17 protein-coding genes are annotated in these 19,788 nt (G+C 46.0%); 6 read left to right on the top strand and 11 right to left on the bottom strand.

The window, feature by feature from the left end:
- Positions 1-101 precede the first annotated feature (101 nt).
- On the top strand, positions 102-1,316 hold the full coding sequence (gene hydF / locus AS006_RS02950; protein WP_101512893.1) for a [FeFe] hydrogenase H-cluster maturation GTPase HydF: 1,215 nt from the start codon (positions 102-104) through the stop codon (positions 1,314-1,316).
- Positions 1,313-2,689, top strand: coding sequence for an aspartate ammonia-lyase (locus AS006_RS02945; protein WP_101512892.1), 1,377 nt, complete (start codon positions 1,313-1,315; stop codon positions 2,687-2,689). Before hydF ends, AS006_RS02945 begins: the two co-directional genes overlap by 4 nt.
- Here the strand turns inward: AS006_RS02945 and AS006_RS02940 are convergent.
- From AS006_RS02940 to pelA, 11 genes are read right to left on the bottom strand one after another with little or no spacing between them, the layout of a single operon-like run.
- On the bottom strand, positions 2,677-4,107 hold the full coding sequence (locus AS006_RS02940; RefSeq protein WP_101512891.1) for a gluconokinase: 1,431 nt from the start codon (positions 4,105-4,107) through the stop codon (positions 2,677-2,679). The two genes, AS006_RS02945 and AS006_RS02940, sit on opposite strands and share 13 nt — an antisense overlap.
- Positions 4,104-5,387 carry a lactate racemase domain-containing protein gene (locus AS006_RS02935; RefSeq protein ID WP_101512890.1) on the bottom strand — a complete coding sequence of 428 codons (1,284 nt, stop codon included), beginning with the start codon at positions 5,385-5,387 and terminating at the stop codon, positions 4,104-4,106. Before AS006_RS02935 ends, AS006_RS02940 begins: the two co-directional genes overlap by 4 nt.
- A 12-nt stretch (positions 5,388-5,399) precedes the next feature.
- Complete coding sequence (locus AS006_RS02930) at positions 5,400-6,158, bottom strand: SDR family oxidoreductase (protein ID WP_199167322.1); 759 nt, start codon at positions 6,156-6,158, stop codon at positions 5,400-5,402.
- Between the two features lies 1 nt (position 6,159).
- Positions 6,160-7,608 (bottom strand): tagaturonate epimerase family protein, encoded by a 1,449-nt coding sequence (locus AS006_RS02925; RefSeq protein WP_101512888.1) that lies wholly within the window; start codon positions 7,606-7,608, stop codon positions 6,160-6,162.
- Between the two features lie 4 nt (positions 7,609-7,612).
- Positions 7,613-8,257 carry a GntR family transcriptional regulator gene (locus AS006_RS02920; RefSeq protein WP_101512887.1) on the bottom strand — a complete coding sequence of 215 codons (645 nt, stop codon included), beginning with the start codon at positions 8,255-8,257 and terminating at the stop codon, positions 7,613-7,615.
- On the bottom strand, positions 8,254-9,663 hold the full coding sequence (gndA, locus tag AS006_RS02915; RefSeq protein WP_101512886.1) for an NADP-dependent phosphogluconate dehydrogenase: 1,410 nt from the start codon (positions 9,661-9,663) through the stop codon (positions 8,254-8,256). Before gndA ends, AS006_RS02920 begins: the two co-directional genes overlap by 4 nt.
- Before the next feature lie 16 nt (positions 9,664-9,679).
- Complete coding sequence (locus AS006_RS02910; protein WP_101512885.1) at positions 9,680-11,026, bottom strand: glycoside hydrolase family 28 protein; 1,347 nt, start codon at positions 11,024-11,026, stop codon at positions 9,680-9,682.
- Positions 11,023-12,126, bottom strand: a complete 1,104-nt coding sequence (locus AS006_RS02905) for a zinc-binding dehydrogenase (protein ID WP_199167320.1) — start codon at positions 12,124-12,126, stop codon at positions 11,023-11,025. The genes AS006_RS02910 and AS006_RS02905 overlap by 4 nt, the downstream gene beginning before the upstream one ends.
- A 45-nt stretch (positions 12,127-12,171) precedes the next feature.
- Positions 12,172-13,191 carry an ABC transporter substrate-binding protein gene (locus AS006_RS02900; RefSeq protein WP_233185612.1) on the bottom strand — a complete coding sequence of 340 codons (1,020 nt, stop codon included), beginning with the start codon at positions 13,189-13,191 and terminating at the stop codon, positions 12,172-12,174.
- Between the two features lie 4 nt (positions 13,192-13,195).
- The gene (locus AS006_RS09560) at positions 13,196-13,555 is read right to left on the bottom strand and encodes a hypothetical protein (protein WP_233185611.1); all 360 of its coding nucleotides are present in this window, start codon (positions 13,553-13,555) and stop codon (positions 13,196-13,198) included.
- 56 nt (positions 13,556-13,611) lie between these two features.
- Complete coding sequence (gene pelA, locus AS006_RS02895) at positions 13,612-14,715, bottom strand: pectate trisaccharide-lyase (protein ID WP_101512883.1); 1,104 nt, start codon at positions 14,713-14,715, stop codon at positions 13,612-13,614.
- Positions 14,716-14,953: 238 nt separating this feature from the next.
- On the opposite strand from pelA, the gene AS006_RS02890 reads away from it, so the two are divergent.
- From AS006_RS02890 to AS006_RS02875, 4 genes are all read left to right on the top strand, one after another.
- A complete protein-coding gene (locus AS006_RS02890; protein ID WP_101512882.1) occupies positions 14,954-16,237 on the top strand; it encodes an ABC transporter substrate-binding protein in 1,284 nt (427 codons plus the stop codon).
- A gap of 77 nt (positions 16,238-16,314) precedes the next feature.
- Positions 16,315-17,175 carry a carbohydrate ABC transporter permease gene (locus AS006_RS02885; RefSeq protein ID WP_101512881.1) on the top strand — a complete coding sequence of 287 codons (861 nt, stop codon included), beginning with the start codon at positions 16,315-16,317 and terminating at the stop codon, positions 17,173-17,175.
- Between the two features lie 19 nt (positions 17,176-17,194).
- Entirely contained in the window at positions 17,195-18,010 is an 816-nt protein-coding gene (locus tag AS006_RS02880; protein WP_101512880.1) for a carbohydrate ABC transporter permease, read from the top strand.
- A 33-nt stretch (positions 18,011-18,043) separates the two neighbouring features.
- On the top strand, positions 18,044-19,788 hold a 1,745-nt coding region (locus AS006_RS02875; protein WP_101512879.1), incomplete at its 3' end, for a methyl-accepting chemotaxis protein.

The following is a 19,788-nucleotide window of genomic DNA, read 5'->3' as shown; positions in this document are numbered from 1 at the left end:
TTGAAAAGTCCCATTCCACCTGAGGTGGAGGGTATCCGACACCGAGGGGGAATACCCCTTCGGTCGCGCGAAGGGGATTTTTCTTTATATGAGGTGATAGTGTGAGACTACCAGATGCCGGCTTTAGAAGATACATCGTTGTTGCTGGAAGAAGAAACGTCGGGAAATCCTCTTTCATGAACGCCCTCGTCGGCCAGAATGTGTCCATCGTGAGCAACTACGCGGGAACGACGACCGATCCCGTTTACAAATCCATGGAACTTCATCCCATAGGTCCCGTCACTCTTGTGGACACCCCCGGGCTCGACGACGTGGGTGAACTTGGAAGGCTCAGGGTAGAAAGAGCAAGAAGGGTGTTTTACAGGGCAGACTGTGGGATTCTTGTGACAGACAGCGCACCAACTCCATATGAAGACGACGTTGCAAATCTCTTCAAAGAGATGGAAATCCCTTTCGTGGTCGTGATAAACAAAATCGATGTTCTGAAAGAAAAAGCCATGGAACTGAAAAGACTGTACGAGGATCGATACAAAGCAAGGGTGATTCTTGTCTCGGCACTTCGAAAGGAAGGCTTTGAAGGTATAGGAAAAGTCCTCTCTGAGATCCTTCCAGACGACGAGGAGATTCCATATCTCGGCGATCTGATAGACGGCGGTGACCTCGTGATTCTTGTTGTTCCCATAGACCTTGGAGCACCCAAGGGAAGGCTCATCATGCCACAAGTACACGCAATAAGAGAGACTCTGGACAGGGAAGCCATTGCCCTTGTTGTAAAGGAAAGAGAACTCAGGTATGTGATGGAGAACATCGGAATGAAACCGAAACTTGTGATCACAGATTCTCAAGCCGTGATGAAGGTCGTCTCCGATATCCCGGATGATGTGGAACTCACCACCTTCTCGATCGTGGAATCGCGCTACCGTGGCGATCTTTCTTACTTCGTTGAGAGTGTGAAGAAGATAGAAGAGTTGAGAGATGGCGACACGGTTGTGATCATGGAAGGTTGCACCCACAGACCTCTTACCGAAGACATCGGAAGGGTGAAGATTCCAAGATGGCTTGTGAACCACACGGGAGCGCAGCTCAACTTCAAGGTCATAGCCGGAAAAGACTTTCCTGATCTTGAAGAAATAGAAAACGCAAAACTCATCATCCACTGTGGTGGATGTGTCCTGAACCGCTCAGCGATGATGAGAAGGGTGAGGATGGCAAAAAGGCTCGGTATACCGATGACGAACTACGGTGTGACCATCTCTTACCTTCACGGAGTCCTCGAGCGGGCGATCCGTCCTTTCAGGGAGGAAGTGAGAGTTTGAGAAAAGAAAGAGACTATCTCGGAGAACTGGAGATAGAAGACGACGCTTACTATGGAATACACACCAGGCGAGCCTTGATGAACTTTCCGCCAACTGGCGAAAGGCTCGACGAGACGTTCATCTGGGCGTACTTCATGGTGAAAAAAGCCTGCGCTCTTCTCAACACCGAACTCGGCTACCTGGACGAACGAATAGGAAACGCCATTGTAAAGGCGTGCGATGAGTGGAAAACGTTGAAAGAACACGTTCTGGTGGATCCCCTCTCGGGTGGGGCTGGAACGTCGATAAACATGAACATAAACGAAGTGATAGCAAACAGGGCAACGGAGATACTCGGTGGAAAGAAAGGAGAGTACCTCGTCGATCCTATAGATCACGTGAACCTGCACCAGTCAACGAACGACACCTTTCCAACGAGTGCGAAGATCGCCACCATCGTGAAACTGAGAAAACTCATAGAAACGGTGATAAATCTTCAGGAGAAGATCCAGGAGAAAGAGAAGGAGTTCTACTCCATCAGAAAGCCGGGAAGAACCCAGCTCATGGATGGCCCACCGATCATGCTTGGGCAGGAGTTCGGCGCCTTCGCCGATGCCCTCGCAAGGGACAGATGGAGGCTCCACAAAGTCGAAGAGAGAATAAGAAGCGTGAACATCGGGGGGACGGCCATCGGAACGGGAGTTGGGGCACCGAAAGATTACATCCTGAAGATCGTGGAAAAAGTGAGAGAAGTAACGAAGGTGAAGATCGCCAAGGCGGAAAACCTCATAGACGCAACCCAAAACTGGGATGTCTTTGCGGAGATTCACGGCCTTCTAAAATCTCTTGCGGTGAATCTCTACAAGATCTCAAACGATATCAGGCTCCTTGGAAGTGGGCCAAACACGGCGATAGGTGAACTCATTCTGCCGGCTGTTCAGGCGGGAAGTTCCATTATGCCAGGAAAGGTGAATCCGGTTGTTCCCGAGTATGTGATGCAACTCTGCCACATGGTCTTCGGTCACGACACGGTACTGAACCACGCATGTGCCCTCGGAAACCTCGAACTCAACCAGTTCGCCCCCCTCATAGTCCATCTCACACTCAAGTCCCTCACACTTCTCGCAAACGCCTGTCGATCCCTAGCAGAATACATGGTGAACATAAAGGCAAACGAAAAGCGCTGTGAGGAAAACCTTTCACGTTCTGTGTCGAACCTCACACCGCTGATAAAGATGTTCGGTTACGAGGCCGTCTCAGAAGCGGTGAAGAGGGCAAACTGGGATATCGGAAAGACCCTGGAAATTCTCTCTCGGGAAAAGAACGTTCCGATCGATGAGATAGCGAAGAAACTGGATCTGAAGAAGATGACCGGTCTTGGTTACTCCCTGTAGAAATAGTCCACAAGTTTTTCGTAGAGAAGTCTGTAATCATCGTAGAGTTTTTCGTATTTTTCGTTTCTTTCGGGATCACAGCGAAAAACCTGCTCCACACGTACTTCCTTTTCAAGGAATTCTTCTACGCTCTCTCCAAGAGACTTCAGCGCCATTACATAGGCACCGAAGGCGGAAGGATTCTCCACGTTTGTGACCGCGATATCCTTTCCCAGAACATCCGCAAGGAGCTGAACCCAGTAAGGCGAACTGGTGAAGCCTCCCGTTGCAACGATCCGAACAGGATCCACATTCCCCACCCTCTTCACCGCGTTGTATATGTCTTTTATTCTGAAACAGATCCCCTCAAGCGCCGCCCTGGCGATATCGCTTCTTCTGTGAGATGAAGCAAGTCCCACCAGAACACCCCTGTACCTTTCTCTCCAGTGTGGTGCCCTTTCACCGTTGAGGAAGGGAAGGAAAACAAGACCGCTTGCCCCGATCGAAGACTTCTTTGCCTCCTCTATGATCTCGTCGTAACTGTCGAACTTCATAACATCTTTCAGCCACATCAGCACGATTCCGCCGTTGTTTATCGCACCACCAAGAACATAGTTTTTCTCATCGATCAGATAGCACCACGTGGAGATGCCTTCCCGATCTATCACGGATCTGTTCAGAACCACACGAAACGCACCGCTTGTTCCGATCGTTACGGTGGCAGAATCTGGACTCATAGCGTTCAGTCCAACGTTCGTCATTACTCCGTCTCCTCCACCGAGGACCAGATAGACTTCCTTGAAACCGAGTTCTTTCGCTACATCTTCTTTCGCTTTCAACTGAGTGTAGGGTGACATGAGTTCTGGCAGGTTTTCTTTCTTCACCCCCACGATCTCAAGGATTTCGTCGTCCCACTCGAGGGAGTGGATGTTTATCATTCCAGTTCCGGAAGCAAGGGAAAGCTCCTCCACGAACTCTCCCGTCAGTTTGTTGACTATGAAGGCCTTTATGGAACAGAACTTCTTTGAATCTGAGTTCTTCTTCATCCATAGGATCTTCGAAGGCCAGTACATCGGATGAAGCGGGCAGGCCGTTCTTTCGTAGAAGAACCTGGTCCCGTATTTCTTTTCGAGTTCTTCCTTTTCGTGATAGGACCTCCTATCCGCCCAGTTGAGAAGGGGCGTTACCGGGTTGAAATCTTCATCGAGACCCACTATACTGTGAAACACAGAACTCATTCCAACGTACAGAACATCTTCCTTTTTTGGAATCTGCTTCAAAAGGTCATAGACGGCTGCCAAGATTTCCTCTGGATCCTGCTCCACCGCTTCGAGAGATGGGAAAAAGATCCTGTAGGACTTTTTCAGGACTTTCCACTCACCGTCAGTTTTGAACATCAAACGAGCGCTCTCTGTTCCAATGTCTATGGCCGCTATCATCTTCTCCTCTCCCTCAGATCGTAGAGATATTTTCCACCGGGAACTATCCAGAGGGAATCCTCGTTCATGAAATCTTCTTTCCTTATCTTCAAGGGGTCCATGTAGCCCAGGTTCACCGCCTTGCATGCATCTTCGGGAATGGAGGTAGCCAGAATCACATCGAACTCGAACTCCTCCTTTCCTGTTTCTGGATCGAACGTTCCTGCTCCCCTCACGTTGATCACGTGAGCTGCAACGTTTTTGTTGAAGTCAGGATGCTTTTTCAGATACCACTTCACGTAGTCTTTGCAGTGATATCCTATCTCCCTGATCCATCTGTCCATCTGAGGATTGGAGTGAAATCTCTTTATATGAGGTGCGTAAATGATTATCTGGCCTCCCTTTGCCATCACACCGGGCCTTTGGAGTTTATAAGAACCCTTTCCGGCGGTCCAGACCTCGTCGTATTCTTCTCCTATAACCTGAACGGCTCTTTTGAGGGGCCTGTCTATGTATTTCACGTGGAGTTGAGCGCTGAGTTCACACGCTTTCTCGTACGCCCTCAGAAAACCCTCGAATCCCTCGTCTATGTAGAGCGCTCTTGGAATCACCTCTTCTTCTTCCTCGTACACCATGTTCAGGGTGAAGGATCTTGCTTTGATCTTCTGGAAGATCATCTCCGACGCCCTGTTTATGATCTTCCGCGCGGGGTTATCCACCGTACCTATGAGCTTTGGAATACCCATGAGTACCGCCGCCCAGTGGAAGGTATCCACCACCTCCGTACTGGCAACACCAGGAATGACGATCTTCAACCCTCCCGAAAATCCCGTTGATTCGTGAGGGACGGTGCCGTTTATGAAAAAGATCGCATCGAAATCCTCAAAGAGCATTCTGTTCACTTTTATCGGTATCTCCTCTTCCAGATCCCCTTCTGTCATCTCGGAGACAAAATCGGAAGGAAGCGTTCCAACAAACGCCAGGGCTTCTGGATTGAAGAACTCGTGGTTGTGGAAAAACACTCCTTTTTCGTCTCTTGAGATACCCAGTTTCTTTTCAAACTCTTCCACCTTCATCGCCCTGTGCGTACCACTCGCGTTGAGCGTATGGAATTCTTCTAAACCCTTCTCCAGGAGGAACCTGTAGAGATTTTTTGCGATCAGATGGGTGAAATCCACACGGGTATAATCCGTGTGAACAACCAGGGCCTTTTTCGCCCTTCCAAGGTCGCTCACAAGTTTTGCAAGGCCTTCCTTTATCTTTTCCTCGGTCAGTGGATTTCCTTCCAGATACACCGTCATGCTCTCACTCCTTCAATTTGCGGTCCATCCACCGTCCACGAAGATGATCTGTCCCGTCACATACCGCGCCTCTTCGGAAGCAAGAAAAACGGCCACTCCTTTCAGATCCTCCGGAACACCCGTTCTGCCGAGAGGAATTCTCCTCAGCATGTAGTCCAGTTTCTCGGGATCGCTGAAGACCGCCTCTGTCATCTTTGTTCTGTACCAGCCAGGGGCGATGGCGTTCACCCGGATACCGTACTTTCCCCACTCTTTCGCCAGGGCCTTCGTTAGAGAGGCGACTCCTCCCTTCGATGCAGCGTACGCAGCGATGTTTGGCATTGTGACCTCTTCAACGGTGAGGGATCCAATGTTTATGATCGAAGGATTATCGGATTTTCTGAGGAGCCGAAAGGCCTCTCTGCACACATAATAGGTTCCAAAAAGGTTCACCTCTATCACCTGTCTGAACTCATCTATGGGAAACTCCTCCGCCGGGTGTCTTCTGTTTATTCCCGCCGCGTTGACCACCACATCGAGTTTTCCTAACTCTTTTTCAATGGTATTCATCAGGTTTTTCACTTCTTCGTAATTTGACACGTCGCACCGGAGGGGCATCGCCTCTACTTCGTAATCCCTCTTCAGTCTCTGTGCTGCTTCTGAGGCTTCTGAAAAGTTTCTGCTTGCAACGATCACCGAGCAACCGGCCTCTGCCAGTCCCTGAGCGATACCAAATCCAAGACCCCGAGAACCGCCAGTCACAAGGGCAACCCTTCCCTTGAGATCGAACACCTCAATCACCCCTCAAAAGATCCACGTGCCTTTTTATGTGACTTTCTACCGTTTCGTAGAAGAGTTTTTCGTTTCGATCGAGGGCTTCGAATATCCTTTCCTTCAGGGATTTATCTTTGAGGACAGAACCGTAGGTGACGTGAATCAGCTGTCTCACGTTGGTGTCCTCAAAAAGCGCTGGCAGGTCTTCATCCTCCACCTTCTCCACATCCGGAACTTTTGAAAGATCGGCGGATATGTGATAGGACTTTCTGTCCTCTTCAAAGTGCTCGAGGGCACATCTGTAGATTTCACGAAAGAGAGCAGGGCTGACCATCGAGATCACCTTTATCGCCTCAAGATAGCTCGTTCCCGCCGTCTTCACATGGAAAAGACCGTCCGTCGCAGAAGAGAAGGCTGGATACACGGAGAACTTGTCGCTTCCGGAGTGTAAAGACAACTTGTAGCCCTCGAACATCCTCGAAATTTCAGCGTGCATTTTGATTTCCTTCTCGAACAAGCCGAGATCTCCTTTGTAATCGATACCTTTTTCCCACTCACCGATGAACCTCAAAGCGAGGTTGGTGAATTCCACACCCCGTCTTCTGAGTTCTTCCACAACGAATATGTGAAACAGCGGACTGGTAGGTGTTTCTGTCTCGTCAACGGAAACCTCAAAATCGAAGTCCGAGATCTCCTCTTTCAAAATTTGATACATCATATCCACGTGGGTGATCGCATCGTAGTACACCAGGGCAGCATCCCTCAGACTTTTCTCGTCGAACTCCAGTCTTTCACCAAGGATGGTGTACCTCTTCCCAAGGTAAATCCTGTCTATGCGCTCTTTTTTCAGTATTTCCTCGAACATCTCGTTCTTTTCTCTTTCACTGAGTTTTGAAAGGTTCCTCACGTGATCCGAAGGATCGATCGTGAACATGGAAAAGCCTTCTTTTGCTGCTGCGACAAGATCTTCAGGATTTTTCACATGGTCTGCATCCGCTCCAAATCCTTCTGTGTACCCCTCCTGGAACACTCCCCAGGTTGCGTCATCGAGTACATCTCTCCAGGTTCTTCCTGTTCTTTCATTTTCTCTCACAGACTGCTGGGCAAAAACAGGAAACAGACCAGAACCTCTCAGTGCCCTCACATGGGCAGGTGTAGTGATTCCGAGCCTGTCACCGGTTCCAAAGGACGCCCTCAATCCTGCTCGGGTGGGTTTCAGATCGGGAAAGTGTTTTCTCAGGATCTCCAGATTTTCGTGGCTCTTCTCACAGAAGAAAAACGTCTTTTCATCCACATGATGCTTTTTGAAGAACGAAGCACCTTCCGGTACCTTTTCACCTGAGATTACCAATACTTTCCCTTCTTCTCCTTTTACCAGAAAGAAGGAGAATCCTTCTTTTTCTCTATAAGAACCTTCGTAAACTTCATATCCTCTTCCAAAATGATCTTTGAACACCTTCAAAGACATACCCTCACCCCTTCTCGTACGTGTACAGATTTCTTATCGTCTCCTCCTCCACGTTTCTCAGATGCTCCTTCAGTTTCTCAACTGCTTCTTCTTTGTCACCACGCAGGATACTCTCTATGAGTTCTTTGTGTTCTCTATTTGAGACGATGTACCTTTCGTTCAGGTGTCTTACTAGATCGATGCGGTCCCATATTTTTTCGTAAAGAGAAATGATGAGATCGTTCCCGGAGGCTTTAATGAAGAGTTTGTGAAGTCTTTCATCGGAATCGTCGAACAGGTCCCTTTTCAGACTGCTTTCAACGTTTTCTATCTCTTCTTTTATCTTCAAGAGTTCCTCAGAGGAAGCGATTCTTTCGAAGTAGTTCTCAAGACAGAAAACCTCCATCATGATCCTTGTCTCTATCGTCTCTCTTATGAATTTCTCGTCAACGTCGGTAACAAAGAAACCAACCCTCGGCACCACCTTCACAAGACCTTCCGTTGCAAGTTGAAGGAGTGCATCCCTCACCGGTGTGAAACTGATTCCCAGTTTCTCAGAGAGTTCTCTCACGTTGAGTTTTTCTCCGAGTTTCAACTCATGGTTCAGTATCATCTCTTTGAGAAGACTGTAGACCTTCGTTCTCACAAGGTCTACTTCGATCTTTTTCATTCTATCTCTCCTTCCTCCCAGTTGATGTGGAACACACCATCTTTATCCACTCTCTCAAACGTGTGTGCTCCGAAGAAATCCCTTTGAGCCTGAATGAGATTCGCTGGGAGCCTTTCCTCCGTTAGACTCACGAAGTAGCTGTAAGCAGAACTCAAAACGGGAACAGGAATTTCATTTTCTATGGACACCTTCAAGACATTTTTCAGAGAATCTATTCGTTCCTTCAACAAAGAGATTACTTCCTCGTTTTCCAGCAAATATGCATTCTCGTCCGATATGTACCTTCTCAGCGTGTCTATCAACTTCGCTCTTATGATACATCCTCCTTTCCATATTCTGAGTACTTCAGAAAGGTCCACGTTGTAGTTGAACTCCTTTGACGCTTCTGAGATCAACCACATACCCTGAGAAAAGGCTGTAAGCATGGCAAAAAAGAGAGAGTCTCTGAGATCTTTCAGAAATTCCTTGCTTTTTTGAAGAACTCTTCTTCTCTTATTATACAGTTTTGAAAGTCTTGTTCTTTCCTCTTTGAAGTGGGAAATCACCCTTTCAACCACCGCCATGTTTATGGAGGGAGTGGGAATTCCAAGATCCAGGGCTGCCTGAGAAGTCCATTTTCCAGTTCCCTTTTGTTCTGCCCTGTCCAGTATCACATCGACCATCGGTTTTCCTGTTTCTTCATCTTTTCTTTTCAGGATCTTGTAGGTGATCTCCACAAGGAAGGAATTGAGTTCTCCAGAGTTCCACTCTTTGAAGATACTGGCCATCTCATCGGCGGAAAGGTTCAGGACATCTCTCATGATGTGATATATCTCTGCTATCGCCTGCATGATGGCATATTCTATTCCGTTGTGAACCATCTTCACGAAGTGCCCGGCGGATCTTTCCCCAACGTAGGTGCAGCAGGGACCATCTTCCGTCTTTGCAGCGATCTTCAGGAGAATATCTTCGACCAGGCTGTACGCTTCTTTACTTCCACCAGGCATGAGAGAAGGCCCATGGAGGGCTCCATATTCACCACCCGAAACACCCATTCCAAGAAAAAGAAATCCTTTCTCTGTGAGATCTTTAAAGCGTCTTTCTGTGTCCAGATAATGTGAATTCCCACCATCTACAATCAGATCTCCCGGTTCAAGATAAGAAAGAAGCTGGGAAATAGTATCGTCGACGGGTTTTCCTGCTTTCACCATCAGAATGATCTTTCTTGGCCTCTCAAGGGATTCTACAAACTCTTTTATGTCGTAGTGAGGCTCTATTTCTTCGTCCTTCACATGATTTTTCACGAACTCTTCTGTTCTCTGGGCTGTTCTGTTGAAGACAGAGACTTTATAACCTTTTCTTGCGATGTTTAAGGCAAGATTCTGTCCCATCACTGCAAGACCTATAAGGCCAATACTGGATTTCACAGGTACCACCTCCATTTCATTTCAACAGTGCCTTTCCTTCCAGATAGAGTTTTTCGAACCGTGATCCGTTTATGGTTACGTTTTCCATGCCTATCTGCCCGAATTCCAGAAGAACAGAAATCTTTGCTCCCTCTATTATAGTATCAGATATCATAACGTCTTTTACAAAGTCGTTCTCCAGTCCTTCCACACGAATCGCGTACTTTCCACCGGTCGCTTTTAAATTCTTCACAAAAACGTTCCTGACAACAGGGGGATACTCACCCTCTTCGTTGTCGTACCTGAGGTTTATCCTGATCACTTCCTCTGAAACGTCTATCACCACGTTATCAACAAAAAAGATGTTTTCCATGTATCCACCACGTCTGGAGTTTGTTTTCAATCTGAGTGCTCTTTCCACGTTCATGTAAACGTTGTTTCTTGCCACCACGTTTTTCACTCCACCGGACATCTCGCTTCCTATGACCAGACCTCCATGACTTGCCTGACTCAGTACGATGTTGTTTCGAACAAGGATATACTCTGATGGGACGTTTATACGCCTTCCATCCGCATCTCTTCCGGACTTGATGACCACAGAGTCGTCTCCCGTATCGAATCTGCAGTTCTCTATGAGCACGTACCTACAGGATTCGGGATCGATCCCATCGTTGTTCGGGCCCGTGCTCGAAATCTCTATGCCTCTGATGATCACATTCTCAGAAAGAACCGGATGTACACACCACATAGGAGAGTTGACGACTTTTACACCCTTCATCAGAACGTTTCTGCACCTGTAAAACTGGATGAAACTCGGTCTCAGGTAATGTCCTTCACCAAAGATCCTCTCTTCAACGGGAGTTCCTTTTTCTGCCATCTCTTTCAACTTTTTCACATCTTCATTTTGACTGGGAGTTCCTTCCTTCCAGCCAAATTCTTTTTTTCCCTTCCATGGCCACCAGTGTTCGTTGTCTGCAGAACCATCCAGCACACCACTTCCGGTGATCGCAACGTTTTCACAGTCCAGAGCGTAAATCAATGGAGAGTAGTTGTACAATTCTATCCCTTCAAACCGTGTCAGAACAACGGGAAGATATCTTTTCGGATCCGAGATGAACTTTATCGTCCCCAGAACATGAAGCTCTATGTTGCTTTTCAGGTGAATGGGCCCTGTCAGAAACACCCCGTGGGGAACCACGAGTCTTCCTCCACCCTGTTCTGAGAGGAATTCTATGGCTTTTCTGAAACTCTCAGTACAGTCGGCCTTTCCGTCACCGATTGCTCCAAACTCGGTGATTTCAACCACTCGGTCTGGAATTTCTGGTTCCTTCACGTGATTCAAAATTTCTTCTTCAACTCTTTTTGCCTTCTCCAGCATTCTCATCCCTCCGGATAGAGTATTACCTTCAATGCTTCCCTCGATTCCATGAGTTCCAATGCTCTGTTTGCCTCTTTCAGAGGAAGTTTGTGAGTGATGAGCTTAGAAAGAAGGTTGTAGTTTCTGGAAGCGATCGATACTGTCTTCATAAAGTGAGATGTGTCACTCACCCACACACCCTTGAACGTTGCATTTTTTAAAACAAGCCATTCGTAAACCTTCAGTGGCACAGGATCCTGCGGAACGGCAACACCTGCCACGGCGTAGTATCCCCCTCTTCTCAAAAGTTCCGCTCCTTCCAAAAGGGCTCTGCTGTCTCCTGTTGCCTCCAGAACAAAATCTGCTCCTCTTCCATGTGTGATGTCCATGACGATTTTTCTTCTCTCTTCAACAGTTGTTTCTCTTCTGTTCAGCGTGATGTCTGCTCCGATCTCTTCTGCAATTCTCAATCTGTTCGGCGATCCGGCGATCACCACCACTTTCTCTGCCCCAAAAGATCGTGCTATGACAACGGCGAACAATCCTAGAGGTCCTGCACCCTGTATCACCACTGTCTTCCCAGCAAAGTTTTCTGGATATTCATCGAAAGCATGGTACGCTGTTGCACCAGAACACATAGCCATAGCTAAAACATCGAGGTCATCTTTTTCTGATACCTTCAAAATATCCGTCTTTGGATCGAGTACTATGTGAGAGCTGTAACACCCTCTGAGGTGAGGATACTCAGAGCTTCCCATGTTTATTCCGTAAACCTTCCTGTTTGGACACAGGTAGGGCTCTTTTGACACTTTACACCAGAAACACTCTCCACAGGTGATTCCTCTGTTCCATACGATCAGATCACCAGGTTTTATCGACTCTCCGTTGAGGTCTTTCTTTTCACCGTTCACCTCAACAACTCTTCCTGCACCTTCGTGTCCCAGTATGATAGGAAGGGGAATTCTGGGATCTTCTCCGTGGAACATGTGAACATCCGAGCCACATACACCGGCAGAGAGGATTTCAACGAAGACAGATCCAGGTGGAATCTCAGTTATCTCGAATTCTCTGTAAACAAGGGGATGGTTGAAACGTTCCAGCACCATGGCGTGTGCCTTCAAATTCATCACTCCCCTAAGATGTTTGATGTTTCAGGTATAGTTTACCATAATTCATATTTCTAATTTTTTCTCTAATTCATCGAGGAGTTTATTGGCTCTTTCAGGGTCGTACTCTGCGAATGCTTTTTCCCATTCAGGATCGTAGTATTTCACTCCTTTGATTAGAGATGCCTGACGCGGTTCTCCAAGTCCGTGGTACACAAGCTGCCATATTTCTTCCCTGTTGATCGCAAGAGAAATAGCCTGCCTGAATCGCACGTCCCTGAGAATAGACGCAAGTATTTCATCCTCTTCGTAATTCTGGTTGAACCAGAGAGTGACATCACTTCCTATACCTTGTTTTTCGAAAATGACTCTGTATCCTCCTTTTTCCTGATTAGCTAGCAACAGTTGAAGATCCGCTACAGATAGATTCCTGCCCTGCATATCTACCTCTCCGGTTATCGCTTTGAAGACAAGCATTTGAGAGTTCTGAACGAGGTAGTGAACTATTTCATCGATGTAGGGGAGCTGATTACCTTCTGGATCGATTTTGAAGTAGTACGGATTTCTCTCAAGAACTAGCATAGTGTCTGTGGTTCTTCTGGACAGCTTCCATGGGAAAAGAACCGGAAGATCAGGGTTCCTCAACCAAGAATCACTGTTCAGACATCTTGCCTGAACAAACTGCCACCAGTTATCAAAACCGTTTTCTTTTGCTATCTGCTGGGCCTTTTCTTTTCCTACATACTTTGGATGAAACTGCTTGATATAGTGAGAAGGAACGACGAAACTCGTTCCGGCCACCCAGGATTTAGTTATCCTCCAGGGCAGTACCATATTTGGTTCTTTGAAGATCATTCTGAAAGTATAGTCGTCCACTATCTCCAGTTTGAAAACCTCTCCCCCAGATCTCAAATCGGCAGATATAGATGGTGTTATTTCCTCGTTCAAAAGTATGTCTTCGTACCAGAATCTGACATCTTCTGTTGTGACAGGAACTCCATCAGACCACTTCAACCCTTCTCTAATTTTGAAAGTAAAGGACCTTCCATCTGGTGACACTATCATACTTTCAAAGACATTCGGCACAAGTTCACTTCCATGCATTACTTCTGAATATTGGATACTCAAAGCAGATCTTGTTTGGTCCCCATTTGTCAGAAAAACCGTACCAGGCTCTCCTCCATGTGCCACCGTACTGTCCGATCTCTTTTACGGGAGTCACAACAAGGGGGTTTTTCGGAAGTCTTTCTTCAACAGGTGGTAACAATCCCTTCTCGACCATCTCTTTCAACATGGGAGCCTCGTTGAACTTCGTGATCCTCTTCCCTGTCAGACGTTCATAGTCGGAAAGGTTGTAATATTCCCCCGGTTTGATCTCCTTGAGACCAAAACCCATCACAAGAATTTGAAGAACAAGAAGTGCAACAAAGACGAACACGAACCGTTTCATGAGAAAACCTCCCTTCAAATTGATGATTTCCGGGTGGGAATTCCCACCCGGAGAAGTCATTTAGAAGACATGAGATCTTCAAACACCAGTTTCCCTGCTCCTGATCCTTCCACTACTATCTTTGGAACTTCACTGACCGGATCAAGTGTGTAATCGTAGTATTCGTGCGGATCAAAAGCAGGCTTCCCTTCCTCAACTGGGCGGACTTCAGGTTCTTTGCAGTAATAATATTCATTCTTCGCGTCGCCCTCACCCAGTGTCAGATAACCTTCCACAGGCCCCATGATTCTGGTGGGAAGGAACGCAATACCGGCTTCTGCCATGACAGCACCATATCCCATGAAGTAGTTTCCTTCAACATGAACCTTCGCTCCCATTGCTGAAGCCACGCCGTAAATGGGAAAGACGTTTCCAGAAACACCCGTTCTCAATCCCATACTGTAGAAGTTGTTGAACACGTGCGCCATTCCAAATCTGATTCTCGGCATTCTCTGAATGCAGTTTTTGAAGTAGTTGTGGTGATAGGTGACCTTATAGGCCTGACCGGCCTGTTCTGGGTCTTCCTTGTCGGAAGAGCCAACGAGTGATACCTTGTCGTGATCCACGAATTTGTTCCAGGAAACTGTTATGTAATTTGAAAACTTCTTGATATCTATGGCTCCATCGTTTCCATTCACAAAAGTACAGTGATCGATCCAGACGTGATGAGAATTTTCTACGTTGATGTAATCAAAATCGTACTTTTTACCCCGTGGATCGTCTTCCATGTAAAATCCTTCGAAATGAATGTTTCTTATGATTACATTATGTGCATTTTTTATAACCAGCCCTCCTCCTATTATTTTTGCGTCGTTTATACCAACGATTGTCTTATCTGAAAGAACTTTGATCTCCCTCTTTGGTTCAAAAACGATCGCTCCATCAATGACTATGACATATTTTCCTTCTGATGTTGCGTATTTCTCAAGTTCTTCCGCCGTTTTAACAAAAACGATCTCGCCACCAAATCCTCCCGTGGTACCCTCCGGCAAATCTGGTGTCGGAACAGATGCAAATCCCACCGGTTTGTCACTGAGAGAAGCTTTTACAGATCCAAAAAGTGCTACCGCAGCAACAAGAAGCATCACCAGTGAAACAAACCGAACGATCCTCATGGACATCCCTCCTCTTTAGATATTTGATGTTTCAAATATGCACGTCTGTAATGTTACTACATTTTTTCCACTTGAGTCAATATTTGGTTTCGAAAGAACACGCTCAATAATCACCTATAATTGTCCTTAAACATCCACAATTGACTGTATTCTAAGTTAATCGAACTTGACATGGATGAAAACTTGATGATAAAATCCCTTTGAAGCATCAGACATCAAAATCCTATGTTAGGAGGGGAGAGTTATGCGGAAGTTTGCAGTTGTTTTCCTGATCGCTCTTCTCTTAGTACCTGCACTGGTCAGTGCTGTGAAACTCACAATCTATTGTGGTGGAGGAACAGAAAGAAAAGGGTTAGAAGCACTTATCGCCGAGTACAAAAAACTGAATCCCGATGTTGATTTTGAACTCATCGATATCTCTTACTCAGCTTACATGCAAAAGATATCACTCGCTGTCATGAGTGGTGATGTACCTGACCTGATGACCATCACCTATCCATTTGCACCTGATCTCAGAAAGTACCTCATCGATCTGGATCCCTACATTGAGAAGTATCTTGGTATCACACCAAAAGAGTTCGAAGATGCCCTCTACGATGTTGTGAAGCCTTACATCAAAGATGAAAACGGTAAAATCAAGTACGTTCCTCTACATTTCACAGTACAGGGGCTTTGGGTAAACGTTGACTACTTCGAAAAAGCAGGAATACCATTTCCACCGTTCGGCGGTAGAAAAGAACCATGGACATGGGAAGAATTCGTTGATGTTCTGAGGAAGGTGAAAGAAGCGAACAACCTGCCTTACGCTATGTCCATTCAGTACTCAGCAGAAAGAATAGCCAACTACCTGGCAATAAGAGGTGCTAAGGTTCTGGATGAGGATTTGAATCTTGTTCTCGACAAGGATCCCAAAGCTATCAAAGCCCTCGAAGATTTTGTAAATCTCTTCAAAGAAAACCTTTTTGTACCCGCTGAATGGATCAGTGGTCAATCAGCTGACAACGATTTCTACGGAGGGGTCACGGCTGTTTACTGGGCTGGTAGCTGGGAGACAGCTGATGCGCTTGAAGCTGCGGAGAGTGGAGGCAAAAGATTCGAACCTGCGTACCTTCCAAAGGATGAGTATTGTTTCGGAGTTGAGGGTGGAAGATTCTTCGGTGTCTTCAAGACAGGAGATAAGAAGAAGGAAGAAGAAGCAGCAAAATTCGCTCTCTGGGCTGGCTGGAAGGGTGAAGGATACGACATCTATCTGAAGACAACTTTACATCTCTCCGCTTACAAAGGTCACAAAGTAGACTACGGTATACCAATAATGGACCATGTCCAGAAAGTATTTGGATACCTAGCTGCAAACGCTCCTGAGTGGATCGTAACAGTCAGGGCTAATCCTGTTTGGAGCAAGATCTATGATCCTCTGAGGAAACAGATATCCCTGGTAATAGCTGGTCAGCAGGATCTTCAGACAGCTCTGAAGAACATTAGAGCAGAATACGAAAGAATAATCGAAGAGCTGGGTATTAAAAAGTAAAACTTCATAGCGGGGGGGCATCCCCCGCATCAATTAAAAAAAAGAAAGCGAAATGAGAAACTGAAGGAGGAGTATAGATGCTTCGAAGTCTTGTTAGAACAAGATTTGTGTTCGTGTTGCCAGGATTGATATTTCTTATAATATTTGTCGCTATACCTGTTGCCAGTGTTTTTGTGATGGGCTTTTTCAAATGGAATCTTTTGAGCCCTCCCAGATTTGTTGGACTGGAAAATTTCAAAATGCTTCTTCGTGACAAGTGGTTCTGGAATTCTGTATGGGTTTCTATAAAACTTCTTCTCCTCGCAATTCCTATGCAATTCTTCGTATCACTTGCTCTTGCTCTGTGCTTGTACAAAGAAAATACTTCTTCAAAAATACTCCGTGCCTTCTTCTATTGGCCATACATGATGCCCGCTGTAGCTGGAACAACCATGTGGAAGTGGCTTTTATCCTACGACATAGGATTGCTGAATCATATTCTGAGAACAATAGGTCTTTCGCCCGTGCCTTGGTTGATAAAACCTTTCCCTGCTCTGTTTTCAATTGCTTTGCTGCGAACCTGGGGTATGACAGGACTCTTGATGGTTATGTTCATCACTGGCCTTCAAAACGTTCCCCAAGATTATATTGAAGCCGCTATGATAGACGGTGCAAACAGATGGCAGAGATTCTGGTACGTAGTATTTCCTACCATGAGCAATACAAATCTTTTAGTCCTCATGACAGCAATTGCTCATACACTCAGAAGTTTTGCGGGGGTGTATGTACTCACCACAGGAGGGCCCGGATACGCCACAACCATAATACCCCTTTACATATATCAGACTGCATTTACGCAATTCAGGATAGGGTATTCTTATGCTGCTTCCATAGTGTATTTCTTCATTGCGTTCGCTGTAGCGATGATAACCCTCAAATTTAGAGAATCAAGATCATAATCAATCAGGAGGGACGAAGATGATTGCAAGTATTATAAAATGGATTTTCATAGTATTCATGCTAGTAGTATTCATGCTTCCAGTATTCTACGCTGTTGTTTCATCCTTCAAGCCGTTGGGAGAGATTTATAACTATCCACCCACCATTTTTCCTAAGAATCCTTCCCTCGAAGGTTACATTAACGTTGTGGAAGATTACGATCTCCTGACGTATTTGAGAAATACCCTGTTTGTTGCCACTGTAGCAACAGTTATTACTGTCCTCGTGTGTGTAATGACCGGATACGGCCTTGCAAAGGGAACTTTCTGGGGTAACAGACCTGTGAATCGTCTCTTCACAATGACCATGTTTGTAAGTGCTCAGGTGATAATGGTTCCTCTGTTCGTTGTGATCAGGAGCTTGGGTTTGATAAACAGTCTCTGGGGGTTGATCATTCCTGCCGTTTACACTCCAACTGGTATGTTCATGGCTGTCCAGTATATGAAAGACATACCCGACGAACTTTTGGAAAGTGCAAAGATAGATGGTGCTAACGAGTGGCAGATCTTCTGGAGGATCGTCTTTCCACTTTCAAAGCCTTTGGTGGCTGCTCTTTCCATTTTCTCTTTCACGTGGAGATGGAATGATTTTGTTCTGCCACTTCTAGTTGTTAACAAAAGAAGTTTGTACACCTTACAGCTGGCACTTGCTACGATACAGGAAGAATATGGGGGAGCAGAATGGAACACCATCCTTGCCTTCTCTACTTTGACCATTATCCCAACCTTGATTATCTTCCTCCTCTTCCAAAGACTTTTCATGAGAGGAATAATGACAGGTGGTTTGAAGTACTGATTATGAAAACTCTGAAGGAGGGAGGCGAAAAACGTGTCTCTCAAAGCGAAAGTGTTGTTTTTGATTGTAGTCGTAATACTGGGATTCCTCATTAGTTTTTCTCTCATTTACAAAGATGTATCCAGATCGATTATCAACTCTGTTAGAGTCAATGTGGAAAATCAAACTAGCGCTTTGGCAAAGTTTGTTTCAGAGAAATTAAACAACGTGTCAAATGTGACACGATCTGCGGCCGTTTATCTTGGTTCACAGTTCTTCGAAGCATTTATGATTACGAATCAGTTAAAATCAACCGTTGAGAAAGAAAAAAGCACTTTTTCTTTTGCATTCTCTGCATTGTCCTTTAACAAAAGCGCAGCTCTGACAGATGGAAACCTGGTTAATCGAGAGAACTTTTCCAAGTACGAAAAATACATAAAAGCTGTTGAGGGTAAAGACATTGTTTTAATACCAGAAACCTTCCAGGGAACACCCGTTCTGGTTGTGGTAGTTCCCATAGAAACGATGAACACAAGAACAGGTATCGTGGGTTTTGGTGTAAATCTTTCAGAAAATTCTGATCTTTGGCGCACTATAGTAGAAGAGGGGAAAGCGAGCAAAAGCGGCTACGGCATACTCGTGTTGGGGGATGGGAAAGTACTGATTCACAAAGACATGGGAAACTTCATGAAAGACGTGAAAGAACTTGGGGAATTCGAGAAAGCGTTCAATGAAGCAAAGAGTGGAGGAGAAAGGTACGTAGAGTACGAATACGACGGAGAGAAGAAATACACAGTTTGGGCAAAAGTACCTGGATACGACTTTTACATCTTCTCGACAGGATACCTGAGCGAACTACTTTCAGAAGGAAGGAAAGCGACCTTTGGAACGATAGTGACGTACGTGGTGTTTGGTGGCGTAATTTTTGGGGTGTTGTTTATTTCGATGATGCCGATAGTGAAGAGGATGAAACAGCAGGTAGAGAGGGTGAAGAGATTTGGAGAAGGGGATCTGACGGTAGAGTTTGAGGCGAAAGGAAAAGATGAACTCACCCAGGTAGAAGAGAGCTTGGAAGAAGCAGCAGCTTCCTTGAAAGAGATGATCACAAACATCATAGAGGCATCGAAACAGTTGAGTGAGGCATCAGAAGAGATAAAAACCCTCTCAGAAGAGAGCCACAGATCGGCAGAGAACCTTCATGAGGAGGCAAAGAAAATACTGGACGAGGCGAACAACATGAGCAGTGCACTCACAGAAGTGACGAGTGGGGTAGAGGAAGTGGCAGCGAGTGCACAGAACATCTCAAAGATCACCCAGGATCTGACGGAAAGGTCAGAAGCAGTGACGAAAGCGGCAAGAGAAGGAACAGAGAGCGTAGAAGGGGTAAATCGTGTGATAGAGAAGCTGAAGAGTTCAACGGAGAAACAGAGGGACTACCTGAAAGAACTTGTAGAGTCAGCAAAGACGATAGGGGAGATAGTGGACACGATCAGCTCGATAGCAGAGCAGACAAACCTTCTTGCACTGAACGCAGCGATAGAGGCGGCAAGGGCAGGAGAGGCAGGAAGGGGATTTGCAGTGGTTGCGGATGAGATCAGAAAACTTGCAGAAGAAAGTCAGAGAGCAACAGAAGACATAGCGAAGATGCTGAGCAGTTTGAGGGGGACGATAGGGCACGTGGAGGAAGGGTCAAAAGAAATGTTCGAGAGTGTTGATGAGATAGCGGTGAAGGGAGAAGAGATCACAAAGAGGTTCAAAGAGATCCTTGGAAGGATAGAGGAGATCAACAGCATGATAGA

It is taken from the genome of Thermotoga sp. SG1, assembly GCF_002865985.1.
GTDB lineage: Bacteria > Thermotogota > Thermotogae > Thermotogales > Thermotogaceae > Thermotoga.
This window is presented reverse-complemented; position numbering and strand designations above follow the sequence as displayed.